This is a genomic window from Plectonema cf. radiosum LEGE 06105 (genome assembly GCF_015207665.1).
Taxonomy (GTDB): Bacteria; Cyanobacteriota; Cyanobacteriia; order Cyanobacteriales; family Nostocaceae; genus Rivularia; species Rivularia radiosa_A.
Genome location: NZ_JADEWL010000035.1, coordinates 26830 through 50711 on the forward strand (window position 1 = coordinate 26830; position 23882 = coordinate 50711).

Genomic DNA, 23882 nt, shown 5'->3' on the forward strand with positions numbered 1-23882 from the left:
TGACAAATGACCAATCAATTTTTACAGTAATCCTTCCAGTTTGCGACGGATATTGTCTAGTTCGGAATTTGACATTTCTCCTTTTTCTTCGGCTTTTGGTTCGCTGAAAGTTGAACCTGCTTCATTCCAATCTGTTTGATCGACGTTTTGTTCTGGAGGAACAACTAAATCACCGTCGGTAGGAACGAGTTCGTAATCATAATCAGCACTTTCGCAAAAACGCTCTATTTCTGACCTATCCATTGGTTCGACTGCGGGAGAAGGAAAATCTTGGGCTTCGAGCATTAACGCAAAACGTGTAGCATCGTCTTCGGATTCAAACATCAACACCTTATTGCGATCGCCAATCCGGACTGTATGAATTCCCTCATTTTCTGTACGGGCATTAAAGAGTAACACAAAAACGCGCCCCATCTGTAATCACCTGTCCTTTTGTTTGGGTTCTATCTATATTAAAGTTCGTAGGATGCACTTGAGGAAATTTTTAGATAATAATTCTCCCTTTCTTAAGATTTTCCTGAATGCACTTTTATTTTGGCGCTAATATCAACAGGTATACAAATATTTATTGCTTTAACCCCGGTAACGTTTCAATTTTAATTGTGTGGCGCAGGATTGTTTGAAATTATTGCTACAACTGGGTTAAACCAATTTTGTTGTTTTTTAAAATTCAAATTCGAGACTTTTTCGGTTTTGAGTCGGAAAGTTATCCTTATATAAATCACTGTAAGCTACGCGCTAGCTAGTTTACTTATGTATTTGTTGCATCGGCTACAGTCAGAAGTAATATAAAATGACCAATTTCTCTTCTACTGAAAAAAAATCTAAATCCGCAAATCGCAAGCGTGTTTTGTTACAGATACTTAATCGTGGTGGATTGGCTTTGAGCGGATTATCCCTTGTGGGAACTGTCGCTGGTATTTGGCGAATACAGAGTTTTATTCAGAAAGATTTAGCTCCTTTAGTAGAAAAAAATCTTACTACTATTATTGACCGTCCGCTACAGTTGGGAAAAGTCGAAGGTTTTTCACTATCTGGAGTTAGGTTTGGAGCTTCGGCTATTCCAGCCACAGCAACAGACCCTGACCAGGTGAAAGCTGATGCTGTAGAAGTCGGGTTTGACCCACTACAATTACTGTTTCATCGTAGATTAAAACTAGATGTAACTTTAGTCAACCCCCTTGGCTATGTTGAGCAAGACCAACAGGGGCGCTGGATTAATACTAAAATTGTTTTACCCGATCAACCAGGAGCGATCGCGATCGATGTGGATGAGGTTCGTTTGCGTAATGGTAATCTAGCATTAATGCCGTTTGTGGAGAATCGGCAAGTTACTTCCCCAAAGGTAGTTTTTTCAGACCTCAATGGTTATGCAAAATTTATCGATAATTATCAGCTAGTTCGGTTTGAAGTTGGGGGACAACCGGGACGTACTGGTAGTATTTCCGCGACGGGAAGGATAGATATTAAAAATAAAACGGGTAATTTACAGTTACAGGCAAAAGATTTATTCACGGATGAAGTTACACCTATTGTCAATTTACCAGTTAAGTTCCAAGGTGGGCGGATAAATGGCGATTTACAGGTTAAATTGCCAGGAGAAGAAATACAGCCTTTGTTATACGGCAGCGCTCACGTAGAAGGGTTGACTTTGACAATACCCCGAATGCCAAAACCACTGGTTAATTCTCAAGGAATGTTAAAGTTTGATGGCACAAAAATCGGACTCAATGATGTAATCACCAGTTACGGTAAAATTCCTTTGAGCGGTGGTGGTACCATTGATTTGCAAACAGGTTACAATTTGACCGCTCGTGTCAACGCAGCCAGCGTCAACGATACTTTACAAAGTCTTGATGTTCAATCACCTTTACCCGTTGGTGGAGTCGTTAAAGCCGATTTGACTCTCAGAGGGGCTATTACTCGACCGATTCTTTCGGGTACTGTTGCTACTGTTAAGCCAGGAATTGTTGATCAAGTTAAATTTAAAAGCGCTAGTACTAAGTTTGATTTTGTCAGTGCTGATTCGACGGTAACATTTACAGATATTCGCGGTATTGCTGCTGTCGGCGGTGAAGTTCGAGGCGATGGTAAAATTCTCATCGGCGATGATAATCTTAATCGCAAGTCCCAAGTTGATTTTAATTTCCGCACAAGTAATGCACCAGGAGATAGTCTAGCTAAGATTTACAATATCCCTACACCTGGTTTGCAAGTGGGTACCGTCGCAGCTACAGTTAATCTCCGTGGAAATCCTGAAAATATTAATACATTCGTTAAATTTAATGCTCCACAAGCGACTTATCCAGCAACGGGTGAAGTAATTGTGAATCGCGAAAGAAGTTTCTCATTCCGTAATGTTGCTTTGTCTGTGGCTGGTGGTAAGGCTTTGGCTTATGGTAGTTGGAATCAACAGGGCTGGCAGGCTGTAGCGGATACTAAAGGTATAAAAGTCAATCAGTTAATCGCCGGTACTCCGCCGTGCAACGGCGGAGCCTGCGGCGATCGGCGTTCCCCGATCAATCAAGAGCAGTTACAAAAAGTAAATTTAGATAGCGCTAATTTTAACGGTCGAGTGATTATTTCGGGAAGTTCGACACCGTTTAAAATTGCTCAAGTTCGTACCGAAAATGCCAATATTGCAGTTGCTGGGGGTACTGTTGCAGTTAATTCTGTGAAGTTTGACGAGCAAAAGTTTTCCGCTGAGTTAGTAGCTTCTGGGGTTCAAGTAGGACGTTTGTTAAAAGATTCTAATTTACCTGTTAATGCTCCTTTGAATGGCAAGTTTCAAGTATCGGGTAATACAAATAATTTTGATACCAAAACCTTGGTTGTTCAAGGTAATGCAAGTTTAGCTACGCCTGGGGGAAGAATTACGGCGAATAACATCCAAGTTAGTAATGGTGTATACTTAGCGCAAGTCAAGGCAAATAACTTGCAATTACAGCAATTATCTCCGCAAATACCGCAGTTTGTGAAAGGAAGAGTAACGGGGGAATTTGATGTTGCTGGTGCGGTAGATTCCTTTGAACCGGAAAGTATAGTCGCGACAGGTCAAGCGAGAATAAATACCGCAGATGGTATTATTAATGCGAATCAGATTCAGGTTAAAGACGGGGTTTATTTAGCTCAAGTAGCTGCAAATAATGTCCGAGTTAAGGATTTATCACCCCAGGTTCCCCAGTCGTTTTCAGGAAGATTGACGGGTAAATTTAAGGTTGCTGGTGCGTTAAATTCCTTTACACCAGAAAGTTTAATAATTTCTGGTCAAGGAAATTTAAATACTGCTGCTGGTTTGATTCGAGCGAGTGATATTCAGTTTGCCAGAGGATTTTATCGAGCCAAGATAGCAACGAATAATGTAGAGTTACAGCAGTTATCACCACAAATTCCCAATTCATTTCCCGGAAAGTTAACCGGGAAATTTGATGTTGCTGGTTCGGTAAAATCTCCTGAAGATTTAACTGTATCTGGGAGTGCTTTGATAAATGCTGGTGGTGGTAGGATTACAGCATCGGATATTGTGGTGAATAACGGTAAGTATCAAGCACAAGTTGATGCAAATAATTTAGATATACAGCAGTTATCACCACAAATTCCCAAGTCATTTCCAGGAAGATTGACAGGTAAATTTAATATTGCTGGTTCGATCAATTCCTTTGAAGATTTAACTGCTTCGGGGAATGCTTTAATAAATGCCGGTGGTGGTAATATTACAGCGTCGAATATTTTAGTTAATAAAGGACGCTATCAAGCTGCGGTAAAAGCTGCTGGTGTTGAATTAAACAGATTAAACCAAGGCTTACAAGGTAAAATTAGCAGTAATTTACAAGTTACAGGGAACTTGAAAAATCCAAATTTAGCGAACTTAAATGCTGCTGGTGAAGTGCAGTTATCCCAAGGAGTTCCCGGATTTGAACAACCAATAAATGCAGTCATCGCTTGGACTGGAAATAAGTTAAACATTGAAAAAGCAACTGCACCGGGTTTGAATATTAGTGGTGATATTTTAGCCAATGCAAAAGCTGACCGAATACCGGAAATTACGCAATTAAATTTGAATGTTCAAGCTAGTAATTATAATTTAGAACAGTTACCTCTAAAAATTCCCAATGTAGTAAATGTAGCCGGTAAAGTTGATTTTAACGGCAAAATTACTGGTAAACTGCCTTTACCAAATGTAGTAGGAAAAATAGCACTACGAAATTTTGTAATTAATGATATAGCTTTTGAACCAACTTTAACTGGAAGCATCCAATCACAATCCGCAAAAGGTTTACAATTGAACCTTGCGGGTAAACAAGACCAAATTGCAGTTAAATTAAATAGTAATAATCGACCAGAATCTTTCTTAATTAAACGTGGTGAAACATTTGCTTCCGGTCAATCCCAAGGTGATATTTTAGCACTCAATGTCAATCAATTCCCTTTACAGTTATTAAAAATACCTTTACCAGTTAATCGCTATCTTGGTTCTGGTAAAATTGCTGGAACCTTCGACGGAAATTTACAAATTAATCAAAAAACTTTTGCTACAGCTTCGGGAAATATCGCCATTAAAAATCCAGAAATCGGTCGTTTAAAAGGCGATAAATTAGTTGCCAAGTTTAGCTACAATGATGATAATTTTGTGATTAATCAAGGAGAATTTAGCAAAGGTGAAAGTAGTTATATGATTGCGGGTAGAGTAAATAACTTAACTAAAGAACCGCAAATTCAAGGTAAATTAAACATCAAACAAGGAAAAGTCCAAGATGTATTAATGGCTTTACAAATATATGAATTAGAAGATATCCAGCGTAATTTTGAAGAACCTACCTATGGTAAAGCAAGTGAATTAGAAACCATTGCAATAGGTCTACCAAATCAATCTTTATCAACTCAATTACGACGCTTTTCAGAAATCAAAAGATTATTAGCATTGCAAAAACAACAGCGACGTGAAGCTACTATTTTTCCAGAATTAGCAGATTTGCAAGGTACTTTCAATGCGGAAGTGAGCGTAGATACTAATGAAAATAAAGAATTAGCCACACAATTTAATATTCAAGGTGAAAACTTTAGTTGGGGTCCCGAAGAAGATCCAAACCGTTATAATGCAAAACAAGTAATTGCTCAAGGTGCGTTTGAAAACGGAATTTTAAGATTAACACCATTACGAATCGAATCAACTAATCGACTATTTAGCTTTAGCGGTACAATTGGTGGTGATGAACAATTCGGTAATTTACAAGTCAATAATTTTCCGATAGAACTACTTAATAACTTTGTTAATTTACCAATTGGTTTAACAGGAAATCTGGATGCAAAAGCAGCAATAGCCGGTAGTATTGCAAATCCTTTAACCAAAGGAGAATTAACAATTAGCGATGGAACATTAAATCAACAAGGAGTCGAATCAGCAGCAGCTAGTTTCAGTTATATTAACGGAAGCTTGAATTTTGCTAGTAACGTAATGGTTGAAAATTCTCAACCAGTTGAGATTAACGGGAATATTCCTTACAAATTACCTTTTGCTTCAGTAACACCCGAAAGTAATCAAATTAAATTAGATGTAAATGTTAAAAATGAGGGATTAGCGGTATTAAATTTGTTTACTAATCAAGCAACCTTTGAACAAGGTGAAGGAGAAGTTAAATTAACAGTACGCGGAACTTTAGATAAACCAATATTAGAAGGAAATGCTACTCTGAATAATGCCATATTTTCCGCTCAAGCTTTACCTGAGAAATTAACAAATGTAACCGGAGAAGTCAAGTTTGATTTTGACACGATAAGAGTAGAAAATCTGCAAGGAAACTTTAGTAAGGGTAAAGTGGTAGCCCAAGGTCAAATTCCTGTATATGATGACCAATTGATTCAAATTCAAAATCCACTTTCCGTCACTTTAGATAAATTAGCAGTAAACCTCAAAGGACTTTATCAAGGTGGTGTTGCAGGTAACGTCATGATTAAAGGTTCTGCTTTGAATCCGGTTATTAGTGGTAATGTCAATTTAGATAACGGTTTAGTATTGCTACCCGAAAATGACACTAATAATGCGATTGTTAGCAATAAAGGAATTGAACGTGTAAAAGTAGCTAAACAAATTAATAATAATGAAAATACTAGAGGTAAATTTAATAATTTACAATTAACTTTGGGTAAAAAAGTAAAAGTAGAACGTCCGCCAATTATTAGTATTGAAGCAACTGGAAATTTGAATGTAAATGGTACATTTAGTAATCCCGTACCAGTAGGAACTTTAAACTTAAAAAAAGGAGGAGTCAACTTATTTACTACCCAGTTTAATCTGGCTCGTGGTGAAAACAATACCGCCACATTTAGAGCAAATCAACCCCGCGACCCAATTTTAGATATTAGTTTATTTGCTAAAGTATTAGATGTAATTCAAAGTTCTGATTTTAGTAAAAATGCAACAGGTTTAGCAGCTTTAGAAACAGTTCGTGTAGATGCAATTGTCAATGGTTTCGCAAGTAAACTCAACGAAAACTTGGAGTTAAAAAGTAGTCCCGCACGTAGCGAAACAGAAATTGTGGCTTTATTAGGTGGCGGATATGATGGTGAAGGAAGAGGTAATTCTACTGTGGGATTACTTAATATTGCAGGTTCTGCTGTTTTAGGTAATTTTCAAACAACTTTTGACCAAATTGGCACTGCTTTTGGTTTAAACGAACTGCGAATATTTCCAACTATTATTTCCGATAATCCCGAAGCAGGAAAAAGCAGTTCAAGTGTGGAATTAGCAGCAGAAGCTGGAGTCGATATTACCAATAGAATTTCGATTTCCGCTTTAAAACTTTTGACCGCAGATGACCCATTTCAATGGGGTATTAATTACAGTTTAAAGGATAACATTCGTCTTCGTGGTTCGACTAATTTCGATGATGATAATCGTGCTGTTATTGAGTATCAAAGAAGGTTTTAACAGTTATCAGTTATCAGTTATCAGTTATCAGTAACGTTTATACAAGCGGGTTTAAGTCCCTCACAAAGAAGGTGGTCGGCGTCTTCTGTATTAGTTTAAATCCCTCACCATACTAAGAGTGTTTACTGTATGACGCTGCCGCGTCACGCTGCGCTAACACTGTTCACTGTTTTAAGATTAGGGAGTAGGGAGGAGTGAGAAGTTGTAAAACTTCAATTTATCCTGGGGTAAGAAGTCGGGTTTTTATGACTATTTTTTGTGATTACGGATAGTTATCCTTAAAACCCGACTTCTGTGATTGTTGTCATAATTGATGTAATCCAATTTCAAATAATTATTAGTTGGTAATTTATGAAAAAAAATCTTATATTTATAATTTTAATAATAGTTGGTGTTGCTGTTGCGATATTATTCGGCGATAAATTTTTTAGTCAACCAGAAGAAACTGCTGTTATTAATAATATTCAAATAGAAACTCCATTACCAAAAAAAGAACCTCAAACAGTAGCTATTAATCCTCCTCAAGTTGATTCACAACGATTATTTGCTAATGTGCAAAAGTTGAGTTTTCAGCGTTTTACAGATGCAGAACGCAGACGTACTCGAGATTATATTACCAAGGAATTAAAAAAACTGGGTTGGGAACCCGCTTTAGAAGAATTCCCCACAGGTGTTAATATTTTCACAGAAAAACAAGGTCGCGATCGCAATGCTGGATCAATCCTAATTGCAGCACATTACGATACCGTTTTGAATTCTCCTGGTGCTGATGATAATGCTAGCGGTGTTGCGGTATTACTCGAAATTGCTCGACTTTTCGGTTCTAGTTCGACTCCTCGAACTTTGCAATTAGCATTTTTCGATAAGGAAGAAGCTGGTTTATTAGGTAGTCGTGCTTTTGTGAATAATCCAGCACGTTTAGAAAATTTGCGCGGTGTAGTTGTTTTAGATATGGTGGGTTACGCTTGCTATACATCCGGTTGTCAGAAATCTCCCTCCGGTTTACCGATAACTCCAATTAGTGACAAAGGTGATTTTTTAGCAGTGGTAGGTGATACGGAACATTTACCATTAATTAATGTCTTTAATAATGTTGAGAATGTTGAGAATAATATTAATAATTCATCTAAATTACCACCAGTATTTACTTTACCAGTTCCCCTCAAAGGTGTATTTACTCCAGATGTTTTACGTAGTGACCACGCACCATTTTGGCTGCAAGGAATCGGTGCTTTATTAGTTACTGACACGGCAAATTTACGCAGTTATTATTATCATCAACCAAGCGATACTCCTGCTAATATTGAACGTAATTTTTTTACAGGTGCAGCACAATTAATTGTTAATGTTACTGATTCTTTATTGCAGGGTAGCGGTAGTTTAGCAACACCTAATTAACCGAATTAATAATTTTTATCCGGCTGCTATCCAGGCAAAACCCACCTACACGGATATAGTCCACGTAGGTGGACTTTGGGTGTGTAGGCGCGGTTTTAACCGCCAGCTTTATTCATAAAAGTTACAGGAACTCCAATTAATTGTTTACCCAATTGAGATAACCTAAATTTACTTTTAAGAGATACTGGTAAATCTTGAAAATCAATTTGTTGAAAGCCAAGTTTTTGATAGTAATTAACTAATTTATTACCCAAACATTCCAAATACAGTGGTTGAGTCGCCTGATTAATCAAATGTTGCGTGAGAAAAGTTCCCAAACCGCGATTTCTCCAGTTTTTTGCTACAACTAAACTACCAAGTTCTTGAGCTTCTCTAAAATTACGCAACTGTCCGCAAGCTATTACATTACTATCGCATTCAACTAACCAAAATTGCTGCCATTTTAATTGAGTAGGGTCGAGTTTTGCCTTTAATACTAACCAGCGAATTGATAAAGCATCATTAGATGTAGCTTTGCGGACAATACATCCCTGTGGTAAATGCTTGATAATCATCTTTCCCCGATAATCGCTTCCGATAAAAATAATCTTATCGAAAAGATTGCGATGCCTCCAGCGATGTCCAAGGGGCATATCGCAATTTAAATACTCCCTAAACTTTGATATTATGCAAATAGTGTCCCGTAGGTTTGACGACCACATATTCCATCAGATAACAGTCCTTTATCTTTTTGAAACTGTTTAACTATCGCTTCTGTTTTCGGACCAAAATCACCGTCAACCGAAACATTATATCCTTTATTCGCTAACTGACGCTGAAGCTTTTTTACATCCCGACCGTTGGCTCCCTTCTTCAATGTATTATTAAAATTTGGTCGTAGTTCTCCATATACCCTGACAATTGATTTTCCGGGTTTAGTATTGTCATGAATTCGTTTTGCTACTTCTAAATTGCCAATGCGAACGCATCCATTAGAGTCAGGGAATTCAGGAACCCGTGGATAGTAATGAAGTGCAATTCCCCGTGCATCATCTTGAAAACGTGTCACCCATTCTGCTTCGGGAAACTGGCTAAAACGACGTTCGTGACGAATTACCGCAAATTCACCTTTGGGAGTACAATTTGTTCCTCTTTTTTTACTGGTTGCAACGTCGTCGCAATCTATACCAGCCATCCCTTCACCGGGGGTACAATGATAAGGACCTTTTTGCTGTGCTGCTGCATTCGGTCCCGTCCATTCCAGTGTCACTTCTTGTTTCCATAAGTCAACATTGACTTTTGATATATAAGTTTCTGTCATTAGATTACCATTGATATAGGTGATATTAATTGCATCTTACAAGAAATAATTACCTGATGAAAAGTACCCTCAAGAGTTATTTTTTGGATTATTTTTCAGAGAATGTACCGAAAAATCAACAACTATAAAAATGTTTTGATTATTTATTAATAATTAATAAAATCAAATTTAACTGGAGATTAATAGTGCTTTTTCGCACATCAAATACCTCAGCATACAGAGTATAGTCAAATTACAAGTACTAACTATTACTAAGTACTTGTATTTACAACCCATCTGCGAGGTACCCGTAGTATGAAACGTTTGTTGTCTGGTATTCTCTTGACGAGCGGTTTATGGATGCTAATAGGTATTGATAGTGTGAGAGCAGACACTCTAGTTATCGAACAATCTCAAGAAGAAAACGAACTTTTTTATACTTATTACGGGCAAAAAATTCCTTTGAAGCAGCGAGATGATATTATTGCTATTGCTTTCAAAACAACGGTTACGCAAAGTACAACTTTACCATTATATTTAAAACTTCAACAAGACTTAAGCAGCAATCAAAACGTATCAAAAGTAGAAGTGGAACCTTTGGGTAGAGATTATGCCTTAATGAAATTATCTGCGGATAATGCTAATCCTACCATAATGCAATTGCAAGTCAATCAAAAAGGTTATGTAGATAGCACTTTACCAGTACTTTCTAGACGCGGACATACTGAACAAATAATACTACCAAACGAGATTATTGTTAATTTGGATGAACAACTTTCCTCAAGCCAAAAGCAGGTAATTCTAGAGCAACAGAACTTAGAAATTATTCGTCCTCTACGCTTCAGTACAAATCACTATATAGTCAAATCAAAAATTGAGTCAGGAACAAATATTCTCAAAATTGCCAATCAACTTAATCAAGTTAAAGGAATAAAATCAGCAACACCTAACTTTATTCACCTACGAAATAAAGAAATTTCTCAAAAAACTGAAGCACCTGCAAATCAACTTGAAACGAAAACTGTATTTCAAACTAATCTACTTCCGCAACAATGGTATCTCAATAGCAATCCTTTAAGAGTTTGTTTGGCTAAGTTCGCTGATAATCTAGATAAATGTTTGCATGAATATTTGTATAAAAGCTCTCATTTATCTCTACCACGTAGTGACATTCGCGCAACAGAAGCTTGGCAGAATTCCCATGCTGGGAAAGGAGTTACTATTGCAGTCTTAGATAATGTTGTACAGTGGAATCATCCAGACTTAATTAACAATATTTACACAGTCGGTGATGAAGTAAAAAATAAGCTCAAAGATGAAAAACACGGTTGGGATTTTGTTGATAACGATGCAGATACCCGCATAAATGAAAAAGAACTCTCAGTACTTCGTCCCATTTTCCAAAATACATTTCATTTACCTGATGATGCATTACTAGAAAAATATAAGTATTACACGTTTATTATCAAGAGCAATAACCCTCTCTATAGTAAAAAACAAATTGCTGAGGAAATACGTAACTATATTCGTATGGAAACAGCTAGTTTTTTTCATGGTACTTGGATCAGTGGGATAATTGCTGCACATTCTCAAGATGAATTGGGAATAGTTGGAGTTGCTCCTAAAGCAAAAATTTTACCTGTTACGGTGTGTAAAATTGGCTGCGAAATTTCTCACATCGTAGAAGGAATTGACTATGCAGTAGCTAGAGGTGCAGATGTCATAAATATGAGTTTTGGTAGTTATTTACCAAGTGTAGAGATTCAAAATGCGATTACTCGTGCTTATCGTAAAAATCCTCATTTAGTAATTGTTGCTGCTGCTGGTAATGAAACAGATTTTGAAGTAGGTTTTCCTGCTGCTATCAAAGGAGTAATTGCAGTTGGTGCTACTAACATTAATGGATATCGCGCACCTTACAGCAATTTTGGTAATGGTTTGATGGTAGTCGCTCCTGGTGGAGATACTTCCATCGAAAAAATTGGCTTAAATGGTGGAATTCTCACTACCGGAGGTACAGGAATAGATCAGTTTTGGCAAGGAATAATTTTACAACCATCCGCTCCTTGGGGTTCAGCACTTGATACTAAAGGTAAATATATCCGAGCAGAAGGAACTTCTTTCGCTTCACCAATGGTAGCGGGAGTCATAGCGTTGATGAAAGGAGAAGATCCCCAACGACGTTTAACCAGAGAACAGATTATTTCCATTCTTAAACAGACAGCCTCTTATGATGGATTAACTGTTTCTGATGCAGAAAAAGAGTTGTACAAGGTTCTATTATTACTAGGTAAAATTCCTCCTGGAGTTTCGATGGAGCAATACTTCTTTGGTAATGGTTTGGTGAATGCACATACAGCAGTTAAAGAAGTTCAACGTCAGTTGAATAAGGCTGGAAAATAATAGACATCTCCGAAAAAGAATGTAGAGACGCGAAATTTCGCGTCTCTACAAGGTTTCTGGATGACGCATAATTAATTTCCACCAGATGTCTAATGTAAAGACTACAAATTTATTGATTTACGTTTTGAGGTAACTCTGCCTTCGTTTTTCCCCGATGAAATAAGGTAATATCGTGTCCCATAGTTAGCAGATGACGAACTAAAAAGGGACCGATAAAATTAGTTCCACCGATAATCAGAATTTTCATGATTCAAGTCTTTGATGACAAATGTTTAACGAACCAAGCTGTTACAACCTGTTGAAGTTCGGCTATATCCTGCTGTAATTCGGGTGAATTCTTAGCTGCTTCTAAATTTATATCATGTCCTAAATGCTCAAAAGTTTGTAGACACAGACGCTCAGATTGATTAGTTTGGGAATAATATGGGGCAATAGCTGCATATAATTCCTCGATTTGATTCACCGCAAAAACCTCATCTTGGGAACCATGTACAAATAATATTGCCGGAATTGGTTGACGTTTAACAATTTCCGACGCACGAGCAATAAAATCTAAACGTTTTTTCGCTAACTCTGATGCTTCACTCCAGCGATATTTTATTTGCTCTTCGTTTAATTCCGGATGAAGTTGTTTTTTTGCGCGTTCATTGCCATCTACTATTGATACTAAATCCTTAGTTACACCAGCTAAAACAATAGTTTTAATCGCTACAGAGCTTTCCAGCAAAGTCAGCAAAACTGCTAAACCACCAGCGGAGAAACCAAATAAACCAATTTCTTCTTTGTGATCAATCGGAAATTTTGCAAGCAATGCTTCTATAACATTTGGTAGTTCTTGCATTGCTTGTTCGCTTGTCGGTAACAGCAACTTTAATAGGAAATCTTCCATGTATCGTCGCTCAATCTCATCAATTCCACCTGCGGGTAAACGTTTACCAAATGAAGGTAATCCCAGATATGCTTTCCAAGCTTGCACCTCTTCCAACGGTAAAACTTCCGCAAGCAACTCCTCACTATTAGGTATCCCAAAACCGTGCCACAAAACGATAAGCGGAGCGGGTAAACTGGGATTTGCAGGTGGATGTACTATTACAGGTACACCAGCTAATTCTAAAAACTCTTGGTTTTGTTTTGTCATATTACCAGGTATTTTTGTAAAGACGTTGCACTGCAACGTCTCTCATGTTTTGATTTGCAACGAGAAGTAAATAATTAAACGCTGCTCGTTTCACCCAAAACGAATGGTAAGCGATCGCAAAGTTTTTTCTCCCATCCACCGTTTAAATAAGATGCAAGAATAAAGCTATCGGATGCTTTGATGTATCGAGATTGCCTTTGAGAATAGACTGACTCTCTTACAGCAGTAAAAGCAGTTTCCCGAATTCGATGTTGCAAACGTAACTGCGTACCACCTTCCACAGCTTTCAACGTCCAAATTACGATAGAAGACTGACTCATCATACAATCTTGCCAGGTGTAAACCAGACGATTTGGCTCGTCAACTTCAATTACTTCACACCTAATATTTGTATCTATTCCCGGCAAAGATTGACTGTAAAAACAAAATTTACACCCAACTCGCGGCTCAAAGTCATTTTCCATCAACCATTTAGCCAAAGTGCGACTGTTAGTTAATAAGAGCCAAACTCGTTCAGGTGAATAGGGATAGAATATTTCTTTGCTTAATCCGAGCATGAATTTTCCTCCAAATAATCGCTAAGAGCGTCGAGTTTTTGCTGCCAAAATAGTTCATAATTAGCAACCCAATGTGAGACTTGCTTTAACTTTTCTGGTTTTAGCGTATACAATCTTTGTCGCCCTGACTTACGTATTTCTACTAAGTCAGCCTCGCACAATATCTGTAGATGCTGAGAAATCGCTGGTAAACTCATCGCAAACGGTTCAGCTAGCTGTTTGACAGGTTGTTCCCCTTTCTCACACAATAAATCTAATATTTTCCTCCGCGTTGGATCTGCAATTACTTGAAAAACATCTGCGCTTACGGATTGTCGGCTCATATCAATTATCGATTAATGTCTGTAAAAACTTACCTAGAAGTAGGTTGAGCAAAAATTCCTCTTTTCAGCAATAGTTAAGTAATTACTTAAATATATTAATTAAGGATTCGCTTAAATGTCAATATTTACATATATTAATTTTCTGAAATTATTGTCGAGTATAGTTATGAGAAATAGTTGTCCGCTAAAAAGAAGAACCTGAGAAAACTTGATGTTTTGTAGGGTGAGAAGTCGAGTTTTTATCTGAAATTTGTAATTGTCGGATTACATTTACCGAGTTCACATTAATTTATTAATTTTTTCCTGAATCTTCCTGTATAGGTATGGAACCAGATTTGTAGCTTTCGATATATTTTAATTTTTTTTTGGAACCCAGGCTTTGCATCTTGTTGTCACCCATAGAATATTAAGTTAAAACTAAACTCTAGCTAGATATTATTTCAGTGTTTTATACGTATTATTGCGTAGTCAATCATAAAAAACGTATAAGTATATATGAAATATAGTCGAAGAGGTTTGAAGATATTTGTAAATATATTTTGTACATTGATGATTGCACAGTTAATTAAAAAACCATTACAAACAACAGAAACCGTAGTAGTCCGTTATGGTTCGTTTGCGGAATCGATTTCGATCGCACAATTAGAGCAAGTCGCACAAACGGGTATATTTCCTAGTAGTTTTAAAACATACACCAACCGCTTATCAGAAGAACAACGTAATTTGATTGTGAAAGCGTTGATAACGAAAATTCCCATCAATGTTGTGACCATGAGTAATTTACTAAATACTCAAATTGGGACAACAATTTTGAAAGATTTAGCCAGCGTAATCCACCAAGAAGACGAGGTAGGAGCAAAAGCCCTCAGAGCAAGTTTAGAGTTAGCAGCGAGCGAACCTACAGGATTTTCATTGCTGTCTTTTATTACAGCTTATCCGAGCAAAAATTTAGAAATCAATTTATCTCAAGCATTTAGAGTATTCAAAAGTTTAAATACAGCATTTTGGCAAACTCAACAGTTTATGAGTGCAATTACACCTCAACTTACGAGTAGAAAACCCCAAATTTCACTACCAATGGATGCTACCCAACCGGGAAGCGGTAAGGTTGAAGAACTGACATTAAATTTGAACGACGAAAGCAGAAGTAGAAACCTTCCCGTTGATATATATTGGTCAGATATTGCGAGTGATGAGAAACCAGTTATCGTATTTACTCACGGTTTTGGTTCAGTTCGTACTGAGTTGCGTTACTTAGCAAAACATCTCGCATCTTATGGTTTTGTAGTTGCAGCTTTGGAGCATCCCGGTAGCAACCAAGCAAATAATAACGCTGCTATACAGGGTAAAACTAGACTTTTAAAACCGCAAGAATTTTTGCATCGTCCTCAAGATATCAGTTTTGTGATCGATGAATTAGAAAAGCTCAATCAAACAGCGAATCATACCCTACAAAATAAACTTGCAACTCATAAAGTCATGGTAGTAGGTTATTCTTTCGGTGGTGGTACGGCTTTATCAATAGCTGGAGCGCGTTTGCAGCCAGAAAGCCTCAAACAACGCTGTAAAGGTAACTTGGCTACTTTAAGTTTTGGACAAGGTATCCAGTGTATAGCCGAGGAATTACCAGAAAAGAGCTATCAGTTACGCGACAAAAGAGTAAAAAGTATAGTCGCGATGAATCCAACAAGTTCCTTAATGTTTGGTGAAACAGGTTTAGCATCAGTAGAAATTCCTACTTTGGTATTAGCAAGTTCGGCAGATAAAACCACCCCCGCTTTAACCGAACAAATAATCGGCTTCCGCAAGATTCCCTCTCCGAAATGGTTAGTTGGTATAGTTGGGGGTACCCATTTAAGCGTCAAAGATCCCATCGCGACTGTTGATCAAACAGGAAAACCCAATACTCCTTTAAGCGGTGGTGAAGTTATCGGGGAACAAGCTGCCGATATTCGCGAATTTGTCAAAGCGATTGTTTTGGCTTTTGCTGCTCAATTAACACCAGACGCAGATAAATACAAAGTATTTCTCACTCCAGATTATGCTCAACTTGCTTCTAGCAATGAATTTCCTTTCCATTTGGTAACAGAAATTCCAGACCATGTTGCAACTGTTATTCAAGAGTTAGTTGATGGTTGATGGTTGATAGTTGATAGTTGGTAATTGATAGTTGTCTCCCCATCTCCCAATCTGCTAATCCTCCACCCCTTTTTCCTAAGTAATTTACTTAGACTTTGTTATTTCCACACAAAAAAAATCAGTGTCAAGCCTGATTGACATTTTGTAACGATTTCATTAAAATTATTTACATAACTTCACAAAAGCCTAGTTTGTACGGCTTGGGAGTGAATTAAGAAATTGAGACTTTCAAAATCTCTATTAATATTATCGACATTTGGTTTTTTTAATAGACCTCGGATTGGTACCCGAGGTTTTTTGCATCTGGACTATAAAGACGTAGCACTGCTACGTCTCTACATTAGCCTTTTTAGAGGATTTTTGAGAGATAGCGATTATTATTAGTTAAATCATCTCTGTTTTGGGGAACTACGACGCATTTCACGTTTTTCTTGTTCTAGAAGACGGCGATCGCGCCATTCCATTAAAGTTAAATAAATCACGCCACCTGTAACAGATACAAGTAGCACCAAGGCTGATATTGCCAAAATGTTGAGAAATGGAGCTTCCATATCCGATTCTACAGTCCGTTACGACCCCAAACTACCATTGCGATCGACCAAGTAAAAACAACCAATAGAGAAACCCAGCCTAACGTCAAAATCGCCATAATACTACTTTTTAAGTTCCTAAAACAACTCTACAATTATCATACAATTATCAGTTACCAGTTGGAATGGGTAATGGGTAATGGGTAATGGGTAATGGGTAATTGTTTACTGGTAATAGCTGTGATGAAAATAACTTATAATACTGAATTACAATTAGAACGCCTAGAATCTGTCAAGGCTGGCGCTGTAGGTGCATTGAGTTTTTCTGCGGTATTTATTCTCGCTGCTATTTTTAATGATTTCTTATTTAAAGAGTATTTTAGCGAAGTTGATAATCTCAGTATTATTACGTTAAATTGGCAGCGATTGATAAGTGCTGGGATTGCCGGATTTTGTGGTTTTCTATTTGGTGTTACCTATCGCTACATCATTCGGGCAGATGAAAACCCGCACCTGAAAACTGGTAGCGTATTTGCTTTTGGATTAATACGGGGTTTAACTCAGTTAGATGTAGGATTAAATTTTACTCTATCAATCTTACCTTTTGCGTTGTTGGCTGTGGAAAGTATTTTAGAGTTTGGGGTAACAGCTTTTATCCTCGATCGCGCTCTTCAATTGGGCTGGGTTAAACCTTTTGTTAGCAATTAATAATTGATAAATGGCTAATTATTTTTTAATTGTAGATTTAGAAGCAACCTGTTCCGATGATGGCAGTCTTCCCAGTCAGGAAATGGAAATAATTGAAATTGGTGCGGTGATGTTGAACCGTTCTACTTGGGAAATAGATTCGGAGTATCAGCAGTTTATCAAGCCTGTAAGGAATTCAAAGTTAACTGATTTTTGCACGGAGTTAACTACTATTACTCAGCAAGACGTTGATACAGCACCGACTTTCCCGGAGGTAATTCCGTACTTTAAACAATGGATTGATTCCTATGCTAAAAATATCTTTTGTTCCTGGGGAAATTATGATAAAAAGCAGTTTATTCAAGATTGCGAATTTCATCATTTAGCTTATCCTTTCGGTACAGAATATCGAAATATAAAAAAAGAATTTTCCTTATATCGTGGGGATAAGAAAAAAAGATTTGGCATGGCAGAGGCTTTGCAACATTTAGGAATAGAATTGCAAGGAACTCACCATCGCGGTATTGATGATGCTCGGAATATTGCCGCTATATATAAATATATGAATCAGGTTAAAGGTTAAAGGTTAAAGGTTAAAAATTCCTTACTTTTTACTCCTAACTCCTAACTCCTCACTCCTCACTTTAATATGTATTGGTACAATGGTGAATTAATCGAATCCGAAATTATTCAATTACCAATTAACGAACCAGGTTTATTATTTGGTGCAACAATTTTTACAACTTTGCGAGTTTATCACAACTCCCTCGAAAGCCGTTTAACTCATTGGGAAGCCCATCAAAAACGTCTGGTTGATTCGATACAAAAACTGGATTTTCAACAACCAAATTGGCAAAATATCCGCCGTGGTGCATCAATTCTGATAAATCATTACCCAATTCTCAGAATTACCTTGTTCCCCGATGGTAAGGAGTGGATAACTGGTAGATTAATTCCTGATAATTTGACAGAAAAGCAAAAGTATGGTGTAAACGTAACTATTGCGAAAACAGAACAATACCGCAGTTTACCTTTTCATAAAACCGGGAATTATCTAGCGGCTTGGTTGGCGAAAAATCAAGCTTTGAAGCAAAATATTCAGCAAAATACTCAAGAAGCGATTTTAACTGACTCTGGGGGAAATTGGCTAGAAACCACTACTGGTAATCTTTGGGGATGGCGCGATCGCTGTTGGTTTACACCACCATTAACTGCGGGAATCTTACCGGGAATTATGAGAGAACAACTGATAAATTGGTTGCGAACTCAACAATATCAAGTCAAAGAAGAACCCTTTACCCCAGAATTAGTCAAAAAATTTGTGGCGATCGCCTACAGTAACTGTGTAGTGGAAATACTACCAATCCACCAAGTCATTCACCCGACAGGAAAGCTACAATACGACAATCAGCACTATTGTTTTAAGGAATTACAAAGATATTTACTAGCATAATGTGTACGCATTCTGGTATACGTTAAGATAAGTTAACATAATTCTTAAGAATTCCATCTCTCTGATTATAGAGACGCGACACGAAAAAAAACAGGAGGATTGACCTCGGTGAATAATAAAAGATGGAGAAATGCGGGGCTATACGCGCTGCTTTTTATTGTTGTGATTGCTTTAGGAACAGCATTTTTTGACAATAATCAAGCTCAAAATGCCGATTCATGGCGTTACAGTGAGTTTATCCAAGAAGTTCAAAAAGGCAGAGTAGAAAAAGTTAGTTTGAGTTCCGACCGCTCAAGGGCTTTGGTAACTCCGAAGTACGACCCCAATAAAAAAGTTGTGAATTTGGTTAATAATGACTCAGAACTGATTAATACTCTTACCGAAAACAAGGTTGATATTTCTGTATTGCCTCAAACCGATGAAGGTTTATGGTTTAAAGCACTTAGCAGCCTATTTTTTCCTGTATTGCTTCTAGTAGGTTTGTTCTTCTTACTGCGACGCGCTCAAAGCGGACCGGGAAGCCAAGCGATGAACTTTGGTAAGTCAAAAGCCAGAGTGCAAATGGAGCCACAAACTCAAGTTACTTTTGGTGATGTCGCTGGTATTGACCAAGCCAAGCTGGAGTTAAACGAAGTAGTAGATTTTCTTAAAAACGCCGATCGCTTTACCGCTATTGGTGCGAAAATTCCTAAAGGTGTACTTTTAGTTGGACCTCCCGGAACTGGTAAAACTTTGTTAGCTCGTGCGGTAGCTGGTGAAGCTGGGGTTCCCTTCTTTTCCATCTCCGGTTCCGAGTTCGTAGAAATGTTTGTCGGTGTTGGTGCTTCGAGGGTTCGTGATTTGTTCGAGCAAGCGAAAGCCAATGCTCCCTGTATCGTATTTATCGATGAAATTGACGCAGTAGGTCGTCAGCGAGGTGCGGGTTTAGGTGGTGGTAACGATGAAAGGGAGCAAACCTTGAACCAGTTACTCACCGAAATGGATGGTTTTGAAGGTAACACCGGAATCATCATTATTGCTGCTACCAACCGTCCAGACGTACTCGATGCAGCATTATTACGTCCCGGACGTTTCGACCGCCAAGTAGTTGTTGACCGTCCCGACTACGCTGGAAGAGTTGAAATTCTTAAAGTTCACGCTCGCGGTAAGACTTTAGCGAAAGACGTAGATATAGATAGAATTGCTCGTCGTACTCCCGGTTTCACTGGTGCGGATTTATCAAACTTGCTCAACGAAGCCGCGATTTTAGCAGCACGACGCAACTTGACAGAGATTTCCATGGATGAAATTAACGATGCGATCGATCGCGTATTAGCTGGTCCAGAGAAGAAAGACCGCGTAATGAGCGAAAAACGCAAAGAATTAGTAGCATACCACGAAGCCGGTCACGCTTTAGTTGGTGCTTTAATGCCAGATTACGATCCAGTGCAAAAAATCAGTATTATTCCTCGCGGACGTGCGGGTGGTTTAACCTGGTTTACCCCTAGTGAAGACCGCATGGACAGCGGTTTGTACAGCCGAGCTTATTTGGAAAACCAAATGGCTGTAGCTTTGGGTGGACGTATCGCTGAAGAATTAATCTACGGTCAAGAAGAAGTTACCACAGGTGCTTCTAATGATTTACAGCAAGTAGCTCGTGTAGCTCGTCAAATGGTAACTCGCTTTGGAATGAGCGATAACCTTGGACCAGTTGCCCTTGGTCGTCAGCAAGGTAATATGTTCCTCGGACGTGACATCATGTCAGAGCGTGATTTCTCCGAAGAAACCGCAGCGACCATTGATATGGAAGTCCGCGACTTAGTAGACGTTGCTTACAACCGTGCTAAACAAGTGTTACAAGAAAACCGTCACATTCTTGACAAATTAGCAGCAATGTTGATTGATAAAGAAACCGTAGACGCTGAAGAATTGCAAGAATTATTAGCAACAAATGATGTGAAAACAGCAGCGTTTGCTTAAGATAAGTTAGGAATTAAGAGTTGTAGAGACGTAGCAATGCTACGTCTGTACGGGAGTTAGGAGTTAATTAAGAGCTTTTAACTGATATAAAGCGGGGTAGTTCTAGAATGTTCTAGAGTTACCTCTTTTTTTTATCAAAAACTCTGCGTTCCTCAGCGTATACCTTTGTATTCCTTTGCGTTAAGAAAAACATAATTTCGATGTTAAAATATTTGATATAAATAACGCACCGTAATCAAATCAAAGCTGCTCAAACAACCCATTCCAATCAACAACAGATGGTCTTTTCCCTTGATTAACAATTTCAAAAACTTTGTTATAACAATTTGAATTATTCAGACATTCAACACAAGCATTGGCAACGTCAATTCTACTAGTTTGTCCTGTAAGTTTATCCCCAGTTCCCAATACTATATCTAAATTACCATCGGTTTTTGCTTTCAATAAAGTATTTAGGTCATAGGAAGTGTAAGGACCATCTATTAAACGTCCAGGACGGATAATTGTATAAGGTAAATTGGAATTGATAATAGTTTGTTCAGCTTGTTTTTTTGCATCAAGGATGCCGAAACTATTTAAAATACTGTAAGGAAATTCATTTTTACGTTCGACACCGCAAGAAGATATAAAAACAAATTGCTGTAAATTTTGTGGTGCAACTTCAACTAAATTACTCACACCTTGAGCATCAACTTTCATCGGACTATTTTTAGCTTTCGCTTTTGCTTCTTCGGGATTAAAAAATAATCCAAAATACTCTAGAAAATTAGGATTGTTTTCAAACTCCCACCTTTCGGATGGGAAAGCAGTTGTACCGCTACAGCAAATAATATGAGTAACATTCGTCATTGCTGTTGGTAGAGTTTCGAGATTGCGAATATCACCAACAGTAACTTCTACTTTATCCCCAAACATATTTGCGGCTTTAGAAGTGTTGCGCGTCAAAACTCTGACTTTGTAACCTTTGTCAAGTAACTTTGCTACAGTTAATTGTCCAACCCCACCTGTAGCACCAGCAACTAATACTAAATCTTGTCCCGACACATTATTTGAAGTCATGATTTTTTACTAAAATATCCTTCCGCTGACAAATCAAAACTAGGGTATAGTACCTACCACACCCTAGAATATTTATATGTATAATCTCTATCGCGGACTTAAGAAAGCGTAAAGCTGAGAGAGGTAACGTTCCCAAACTTCGGTAGTTAATAGTAGAGTTTCTGCATTCGGTACAAAATCTTCTAAGCTTAAACCACGACGACGGATAGTTTCTGGTCTTTGTAAAAGATAAGGCGGAATATTTATTTTGGTAGGATTAAATGCTATTGTTGATTGACTTGCATTTAGTGGAGAAATATAAGTATCGCTTACTACATCTGACATATTCGCTAGATTGGTTTCTTCTGCAAATGCCACAAGGGTTGCAGATTTCGGTTGAATTAAAGCTACATTGGGATAAGCTACCTGTGCAACAGGTGATTGAATCAAGAAATAAGCAACCGCTGGTGTACTAGCTAAGATTAAAATCGTCAAAGCCCAGCCGATTAAATATCCTCCCGGTTTGTCTATTGCTCCACCTTTTATTCTTTGAGCAGCGAAAGTCATCAACAAAATTGATGCTCCCAAAGGTTTTAGAGGAAAAGATATTACTCTCCACAATGAAGCAATAGCTGGTTCCGTAGGATTAACGAAGGACAACAATAAGACAATCAGAAAAATTACTACTACAAATCGTCCGACAAAGTTGCCGGTTGGGTAGAATTTCTGGAATAGGCTAAATACGACAGTACCTATAAGTAGCCATAGAAGCACTCGGCTTAATAATTCAAACATAAATTTACTCTCAAATGTTTCTGTACGGTCAATCTATATGGCTCTGGGCAATTGATTTATTCTACTGTCAAATGGTAGTACCACCATTGTTTGACTTCAAATACCTTATACCCTACACACTAAAATTACCTTCGTAGTGATTTTAGTGCAATTTTATTCAACAATGCTGAGTATTTGTAGTCTTAAGGATAAGTAATCTCGCTTAAGTAAATTAAATTAATTATGTACTTGTCAAATTCAAAGGAAATTTATGTCTTCCGCACAATCTACAATTTTAGTCACGGGAGGAGCCGGATATATTGGTTCACATACCGTACTGGCTTTGAAGCAAGCAGGTTATGAAGTTTTGATTCTTGATAATTTAGTTTACGGACACCGCGACTTGGTAGAACAAGTGCTTCAGGTCGAACTTATCGAGGGAGATACTAGCGATCGCGATTTATTGGATAAGTTGTTTGCTACACGAAATATTGCAGCAGTCATGCACTTTTCTGCTTATGCTTATGTCGGAGAGTCAGTTACTGACCCAGCAAAATATTACCGCAATAACGTTATCGGTACAATAACCCTGTTAGAGGCAATGTTAGCAGCATCCGTTAAGAAATTTGTATTTTCTTCAACTTGTGCTACATATGGAGTCCCGGAAATGGTACCGATGCCGGAAGATCACCCCCAAAATCCCATCAACCCTTATGGTGCCACTAAATTAATGGTAGAGCGCATACTTGCTGATTTTAACGAAGCATACGACTTTAGATCGGTACGTTTTCGATACTTTAATGCAGCAGGTGCAGATCCATCAGGTTTACTTGGTGAAGACCATAACCCCGAAACTCATTTAATTCCCTTGGTTTTACAAACAGCTTTAGGTAAGCGCGAATCAATATCAATTTTTGGTACCGATTACCCCACAAAGGACGGTACCTGTGTTCGGGACTACATTCACGTTAGCGATTTAGCCGATGCTCACGTTTTAGGTTTAGAATATCTTCTCAAAGGTGGCGATAGTGACTTCTTTAACTTAGGTAATGGTAACGGTTTTTCTGTCAAAGAAGTAATAGAAGCCGCACAATTGATCACAGGCAAAGAGATTAAAGTTGTAGAGTGCGATCGTCGTCCGGGAGACCCCCCAGCCTTGATCGGTAGCGCTCAAAAAGCTCATAAAATCCTAGGTTGGCAGCCACAATATACCTCCCTTAAAGATATCATTACCCACGCTTGGGAATGGCATCAGAAGCGACACGGGAGTTAATGG

20 protein-coding genes are annotated in these 23882 nt (G+C 37.9%); 9 read left to right on the forward strand and 11 right to left on the reverse strand.

Annotated elements, in window-relative coordinates; all coding sequences use genetic code 11:
* Positions 1-21 precede the first annotated feature (21 nt).
* Complete coding sequence (locus IQ247_RS12880) at positions 22-414, reverse strand: DUF3110 domain-containing protein (protein WP_193920534.1); 393 nt, start codon at positions 412-414, stop codon at positions 22-24.
* 379 nt (positions 415-793) lie between these two features.
* Between IQ247_RS12880 and IQ247_RS12885 the strand changes: the two genes are divergently transcribed.
* Positions 794-6928 (forward strand): translocation/assembly module TamB domain-containing protein, encoded by a 6135-nt coding sequence (locus IQ247_RS12885; protein ID WP_193920543.1) that lies wholly within the window; start codon positions 794-796, stop codon positions 6926-6928.
* Positions 6929-7279: 351 nt separating this feature from the next.
* Complete coding sequence (locus IQ247_RS12890; RefSeq protein ID WP_193920545.1) at positions 7280-8326, forward strand: M28 family peptidase; 1047 nt, start codon at positions 7280-7282, stop codon at positions 8324-8326.
* Between the two features lie 95 nt (positions 8327-8421).
* On the opposite strand, the gene IQ247_RS12895 is transcribed toward IQ247_RS12890, so the two are convergent.
* Both IQ247_RS12895 and IQ247_RS12900 read right to left on the reverse strand, forming a co-directional pair.
* Complete coding sequence (locus IQ247_RS12895; protein ID WP_322745498.1) at positions 8422-8958, reverse strand: GNAT family N-acetyltransferase; 537 nt, start codon at positions 8956-8958, stop codon at positions 8422-8424.
* 32 nt (positions 8959-8990) lie between these two features.
* Positions 8991-9626 carry a L,D-transpeptidase family protein gene (locus IQ247_RS12900; RefSeq protein WP_193920552.1) on the reverse strand — a complete coding sequence of 212 codons (636 nt, stop codon included), beginning with the start codon at positions 9624-9626 and terminating at the stop codon, positions 8991-8993.
* A gap of 294 nt (positions 9627-9920) precedes the next feature.
* Between IQ247_RS12900 and IQ247_RS12905 the strand changes: the two genes are divergently transcribed.
* The gene (locus tag IQ247_RS12905) at positions 9921-12008 is read left to right on the forward strand and encodes a S8 family peptidase (protein WP_193920554.1); all 2088 of its coding nucleotides are present in this window, start codon (positions 9921-9923) and stop codon (positions 12006-12008) included.
* A 109-nt stretch (positions 12009-12117) separates the two neighbouring features.
* Here IQ247_RS12905 and IQ247_RS12910 read toward each other — a convergent pair whose 3' ends face one another.
* From IQ247_RS12910 to IQ247_RS12925, 4 genes are all read right to left on the reverse strand, one after another.
* Entirely contained in the window at positions 12118-12255 is a 138-nt protein-coding gene (locus tag IQ247_RS12910; protein ID WP_228059703.1) for an NAD-dependent epimerase/dehydratase family protein, read from the reverse strand.
* Between the two features lie 3 nt (positions 12256-12258).
* Positions 12259-13146, reverse strand: coding sequence for an alpha/beta hydrolase family protein (locus IQ247_RS12915; protein ID WP_193920556.1), 888 nt, complete (start codon positions 13144-13146; stop codon positions 12259-12261).
* A 74-nt stretch (positions 13147-13220) separates the two neighbouring features.
* Positions 13221-13703 carry an SRPBCC family protein gene (locus IQ247_RS12920; RefSeq protein ID WP_193920558.1) on the reverse strand — a complete coding sequence of 161 codons (483 nt, stop codon included), beginning with the start codon at positions 13701-13703 and terminating at the stop codon, positions 13221-13223.
* A complete protein-coding gene (locus tag IQ247_RS12925; RefSeq protein ID WP_193920560.1) occupies positions 13691-14026 on the reverse strand; it encodes an ArsR/SmtB family transcription factor in 336 nt (111 codons plus the stop codon). Before IQ247_RS12925 ends, IQ247_RS12920 begins: the two co-directional genes overlap by 13 nt.
* A 495-nt stretch (positions 14027-14521) precedes the next feature.
* Between IQ247_RS12925 and IQ247_RS12930 the strand changes: the two genes are divergently transcribed.
* Positions 14522-16165 carry an alpha/beta hydrolase gene (locus IQ247_RS12930; protein ID WP_193920562.1) on the forward strand — a complete coding sequence of 548 codons (1644 nt, stop codon included), beginning with the start codon at positions 14522-14524 and terminating at the stop codon, positions 16163-16165.
* A 389-nt stretch (positions 16166-16554) separates the two neighbouring features.
* Here the strand turns inward: IQ247_RS12930 and IQ247_RS12935 are convergent, their stop codons facing one another.
* Both IQ247_RS12935 and petN read right to left on the reverse strand, forming a co-directional pair.
* Positions 16555-16716: a hypothetical protein gene (locus IQ247_RS12935; protein WP_193920564.1), complete on the reverse strand. Its 162-nt coding sequence runs from the start codon at positions 16714-16716 to the stop codon at positions 16555-16557.
* An 8-nt stretch (positions 16717-16724) separates the two neighbouring features.
* Entirely contained in the window at positions 16725-16814 is a 90-nt protein-coding gene (gene petN, locus IQ247_RS12940; RefSeq protein WP_010998401.1) for a cytochrome b6-f complex subunit PetN, read from the reverse strand.
* A gap of 94 nt (positions 16815-16908) precedes the next feature.
* Between petN and IQ247_RS12945 the strand changes: the two genes are divergently transcribed.
* From IQ247_RS12945 to ftsH3, 4 genes are all read left to right on the forward strand, one after another.
* The gene (locus IQ247_RS12945; RefSeq protein WP_228059704.1) at positions 16909-17403 is read left to right on the forward strand and encodes a hypothetical protein; all 495 of its coding nucleotides are present in this window, start codon (positions 16909-16911) and stop codon (positions 17401-17403) included.
* Positions 17404-17413: 10 nt separating this feature from the next.
* On the forward strand, positions 17414-17965 hold the full coding sequence (locus IQ247_RS12950) for a 3'-5' exonuclease (RefSeq protein WP_193920568.1): 552 nt from the start codon (positions 17414-17416) through the stop codon (positions 17963-17965).
* A gap of 66 nt (positions 17966-18031) precedes the next feature.
* The gene (locus IQ247_RS12955) at positions 18032-18835 is read left to right on the forward strand and encodes an aminotransferase class IV (RefSeq protein ID WP_193920570.1); all 804 of its coding nucleotides are present in this window, start codon (positions 18032-18034) and stop codon (positions 18833-18835) included.
* A 108-nt stretch (positions 18836-18943) separates the two neighbouring features.
* Positions 18944-20794, forward strand: a complete 1851-nt coding sequence (gene ftsH3, locus IQ247_RS12960) for an ATP-dependent zinc metalloprotease FtsH3 (RefSeq protein ID WP_193920572.1) — start codon at positions 18944-18946, stop codon at positions 20792-20794.
* A gap of 240 nt (positions 20795-21034) precedes the next feature.
* Here the strand turns inward: ftsH3 and IQ247_RS12965 are convergent, their stop codons facing one another.
* Positions 21035-21853 carry an SDR family oxidoreductase gene (locus IQ247_RS12965; protein WP_193920574.1) on the reverse strand — a complete coding sequence of 273 codons (819 nt, stop codon included), beginning with the start codon at positions 21851-21853 and terminating at the stop codon, positions 21035-21037.
* 87 nt (positions 21854-21940) lie between these two features.
* Positions 21941-22627, reverse strand: a complete 687-nt coding sequence (gene fraI / locus IQ247_RS12970) for a septal nanopore formation protein FraI (protein ID WP_193920576.1) — start codon at positions 22625-22627, stop codon at positions 21941-21943.
* A gap of 250 nt (positions 22628-22877) precedes the next feature.
* On the opposite strand from fraI, the gene galE reads away from it, so the two are divergent.
* Positions 22878-23879, forward strand: coding sequence for a UDP-glucose 4-epimerase GalE (gene galE / locus IQ247_RS12975; RefSeq protein WP_193920577.1), 1002 nt, complete (start codon positions 22878-22880; stop codon positions 23877-23879).
* Positions 23880-23882: the final 3 nt, after the last annotated feature.

Bases quoted from the DNA above. Each gene is read 5' to 3' on its own strand.
- IQ247_RS12910 (WP_228059703.1), bottom strand. From the start codon at position 12,255: ATGAAAATTCTGATTATCGGTGGAACTAATTTTATCGGTCCCTTTTTA.
- IQ247_RS12945 (WP_228059704.1), top strand. From the start codon at position 16,909: ATGGGTAATTGTTTACTGGTAATAGCTGTGATGAAAATAACTTATAAT.
- IQ247_RS12880 (WP_193920534.1), bottom strand. From the start codon at position 414: ATGGGGCGCGTTTTTGTGTTACTCTTTAATGCCCGTACAGAAAATGAG.
- IQ247_RS12890 (WP_193920545.1), top strand. From the start codon at position 7,280: ATGAAAAAAAATCTTATATTTATAATTTTAATAATAGTTGGTGTTGCT.
- IQ247_RS12930 (WP_193920562.1), top strand. From the start codon at position 14,522: ATGAAATATAGTCGAAGAGGTTTGAAGATATTTGTAAATATATTTTGT.
- fraI (WP_193920576.1), bottom strand. From the start codon at position 22,627: ATGTTTGAATTATTAAGCCGAGTGCTTCTATGGCTACTTATAGGTACT.
- IQ247_RS12955 (WP_193920570.1), top strand. From the start codon at position 18,032: ATGTATTGGTACAATGGTGAATTAATCGAATCCGAAATTATTCAATTA.
- IQ247_RS12950 (WP_193920568.1), top strand. From the start codon at position 17,414: ATGGCTAATTATTTTTTAATTGTAGATTTAGAAGCAACCTGTTCCGAT.
- IQ247_RS12895 (WP_322745498.1), bottom strand. From the start codon at position 8,958: ATGCCCCTTGGACATCGCTGGAGGCATCGCAATCTTTTCGATAAGATT.
- IQ247_RS12900 (WP_193920552.1), bottom strand. From the start codon at position 9,626: ATGACAGAAACTTATATATCAAAAGTCAATGTTGACTTATGGAAACAA.
- IQ247_RS12965 (WP_193920574.1), bottom strand. From the start codon at position 21,853: ATGACTTCAAATAATGTGTCGGGACAAGATTTAGTATTAGTTGCTGGT.
- IQ247_RS12905 (WP_193920554.1), top strand. From the start codon at position 9,921: ATGAAACGTTTGTTGTCTGGTATTCTCTTGACGAGCGGTTTATGGATG.
- petN (WP_010998401.1), bottom strand. From the start codon at position 16,814: ATGGCGATTTTGACGTTAGGCTGGGTTTCTCTATTGGTTGTTTTTACT.
- IQ247_RS12915 (WP_193920556.1), bottom strand. From the start codon at position 13,146: ATGACAAAACAAAACCAAGAGTTTTTAGAATTAGCTGGTGTACCTGTA.
- IQ247_RS12920 (WP_193920558.1), bottom strand. From the start codon at position 13,703: ATGCTCGGATTAAGCAAAGAAATATTCTATCCCTATTCACCTGAACGA.
- IQ247_RS12925 (WP_193920560.1), bottom strand. From the start codon at position 14,026: ATGAGCCGACAATCCGTAAGCGCAGATGTTTTTCAAGTAATTGCAGAT.
- galE (WP_193920577.1), top strand. From the start codon at position 22,878: ATGTCTTCCGCACAATCTACAATTTTAGTCACGGGAGGAGCCGGATAT.
- IQ247_RS12935 (WP_193920564.1), bottom strand. From the start codon at position 16,716: ATGGAAGCTCCATTTCTCAACATTTTGGCAATATCAGCCTTGGTGCTA.
- IQ247_RS12885 (WP_193920543.1), top strand. From the start codon at position 794: ATGACCAATTTCTCTTCTACTGAAAAAAAATCTAAATCCGCAAATCGC.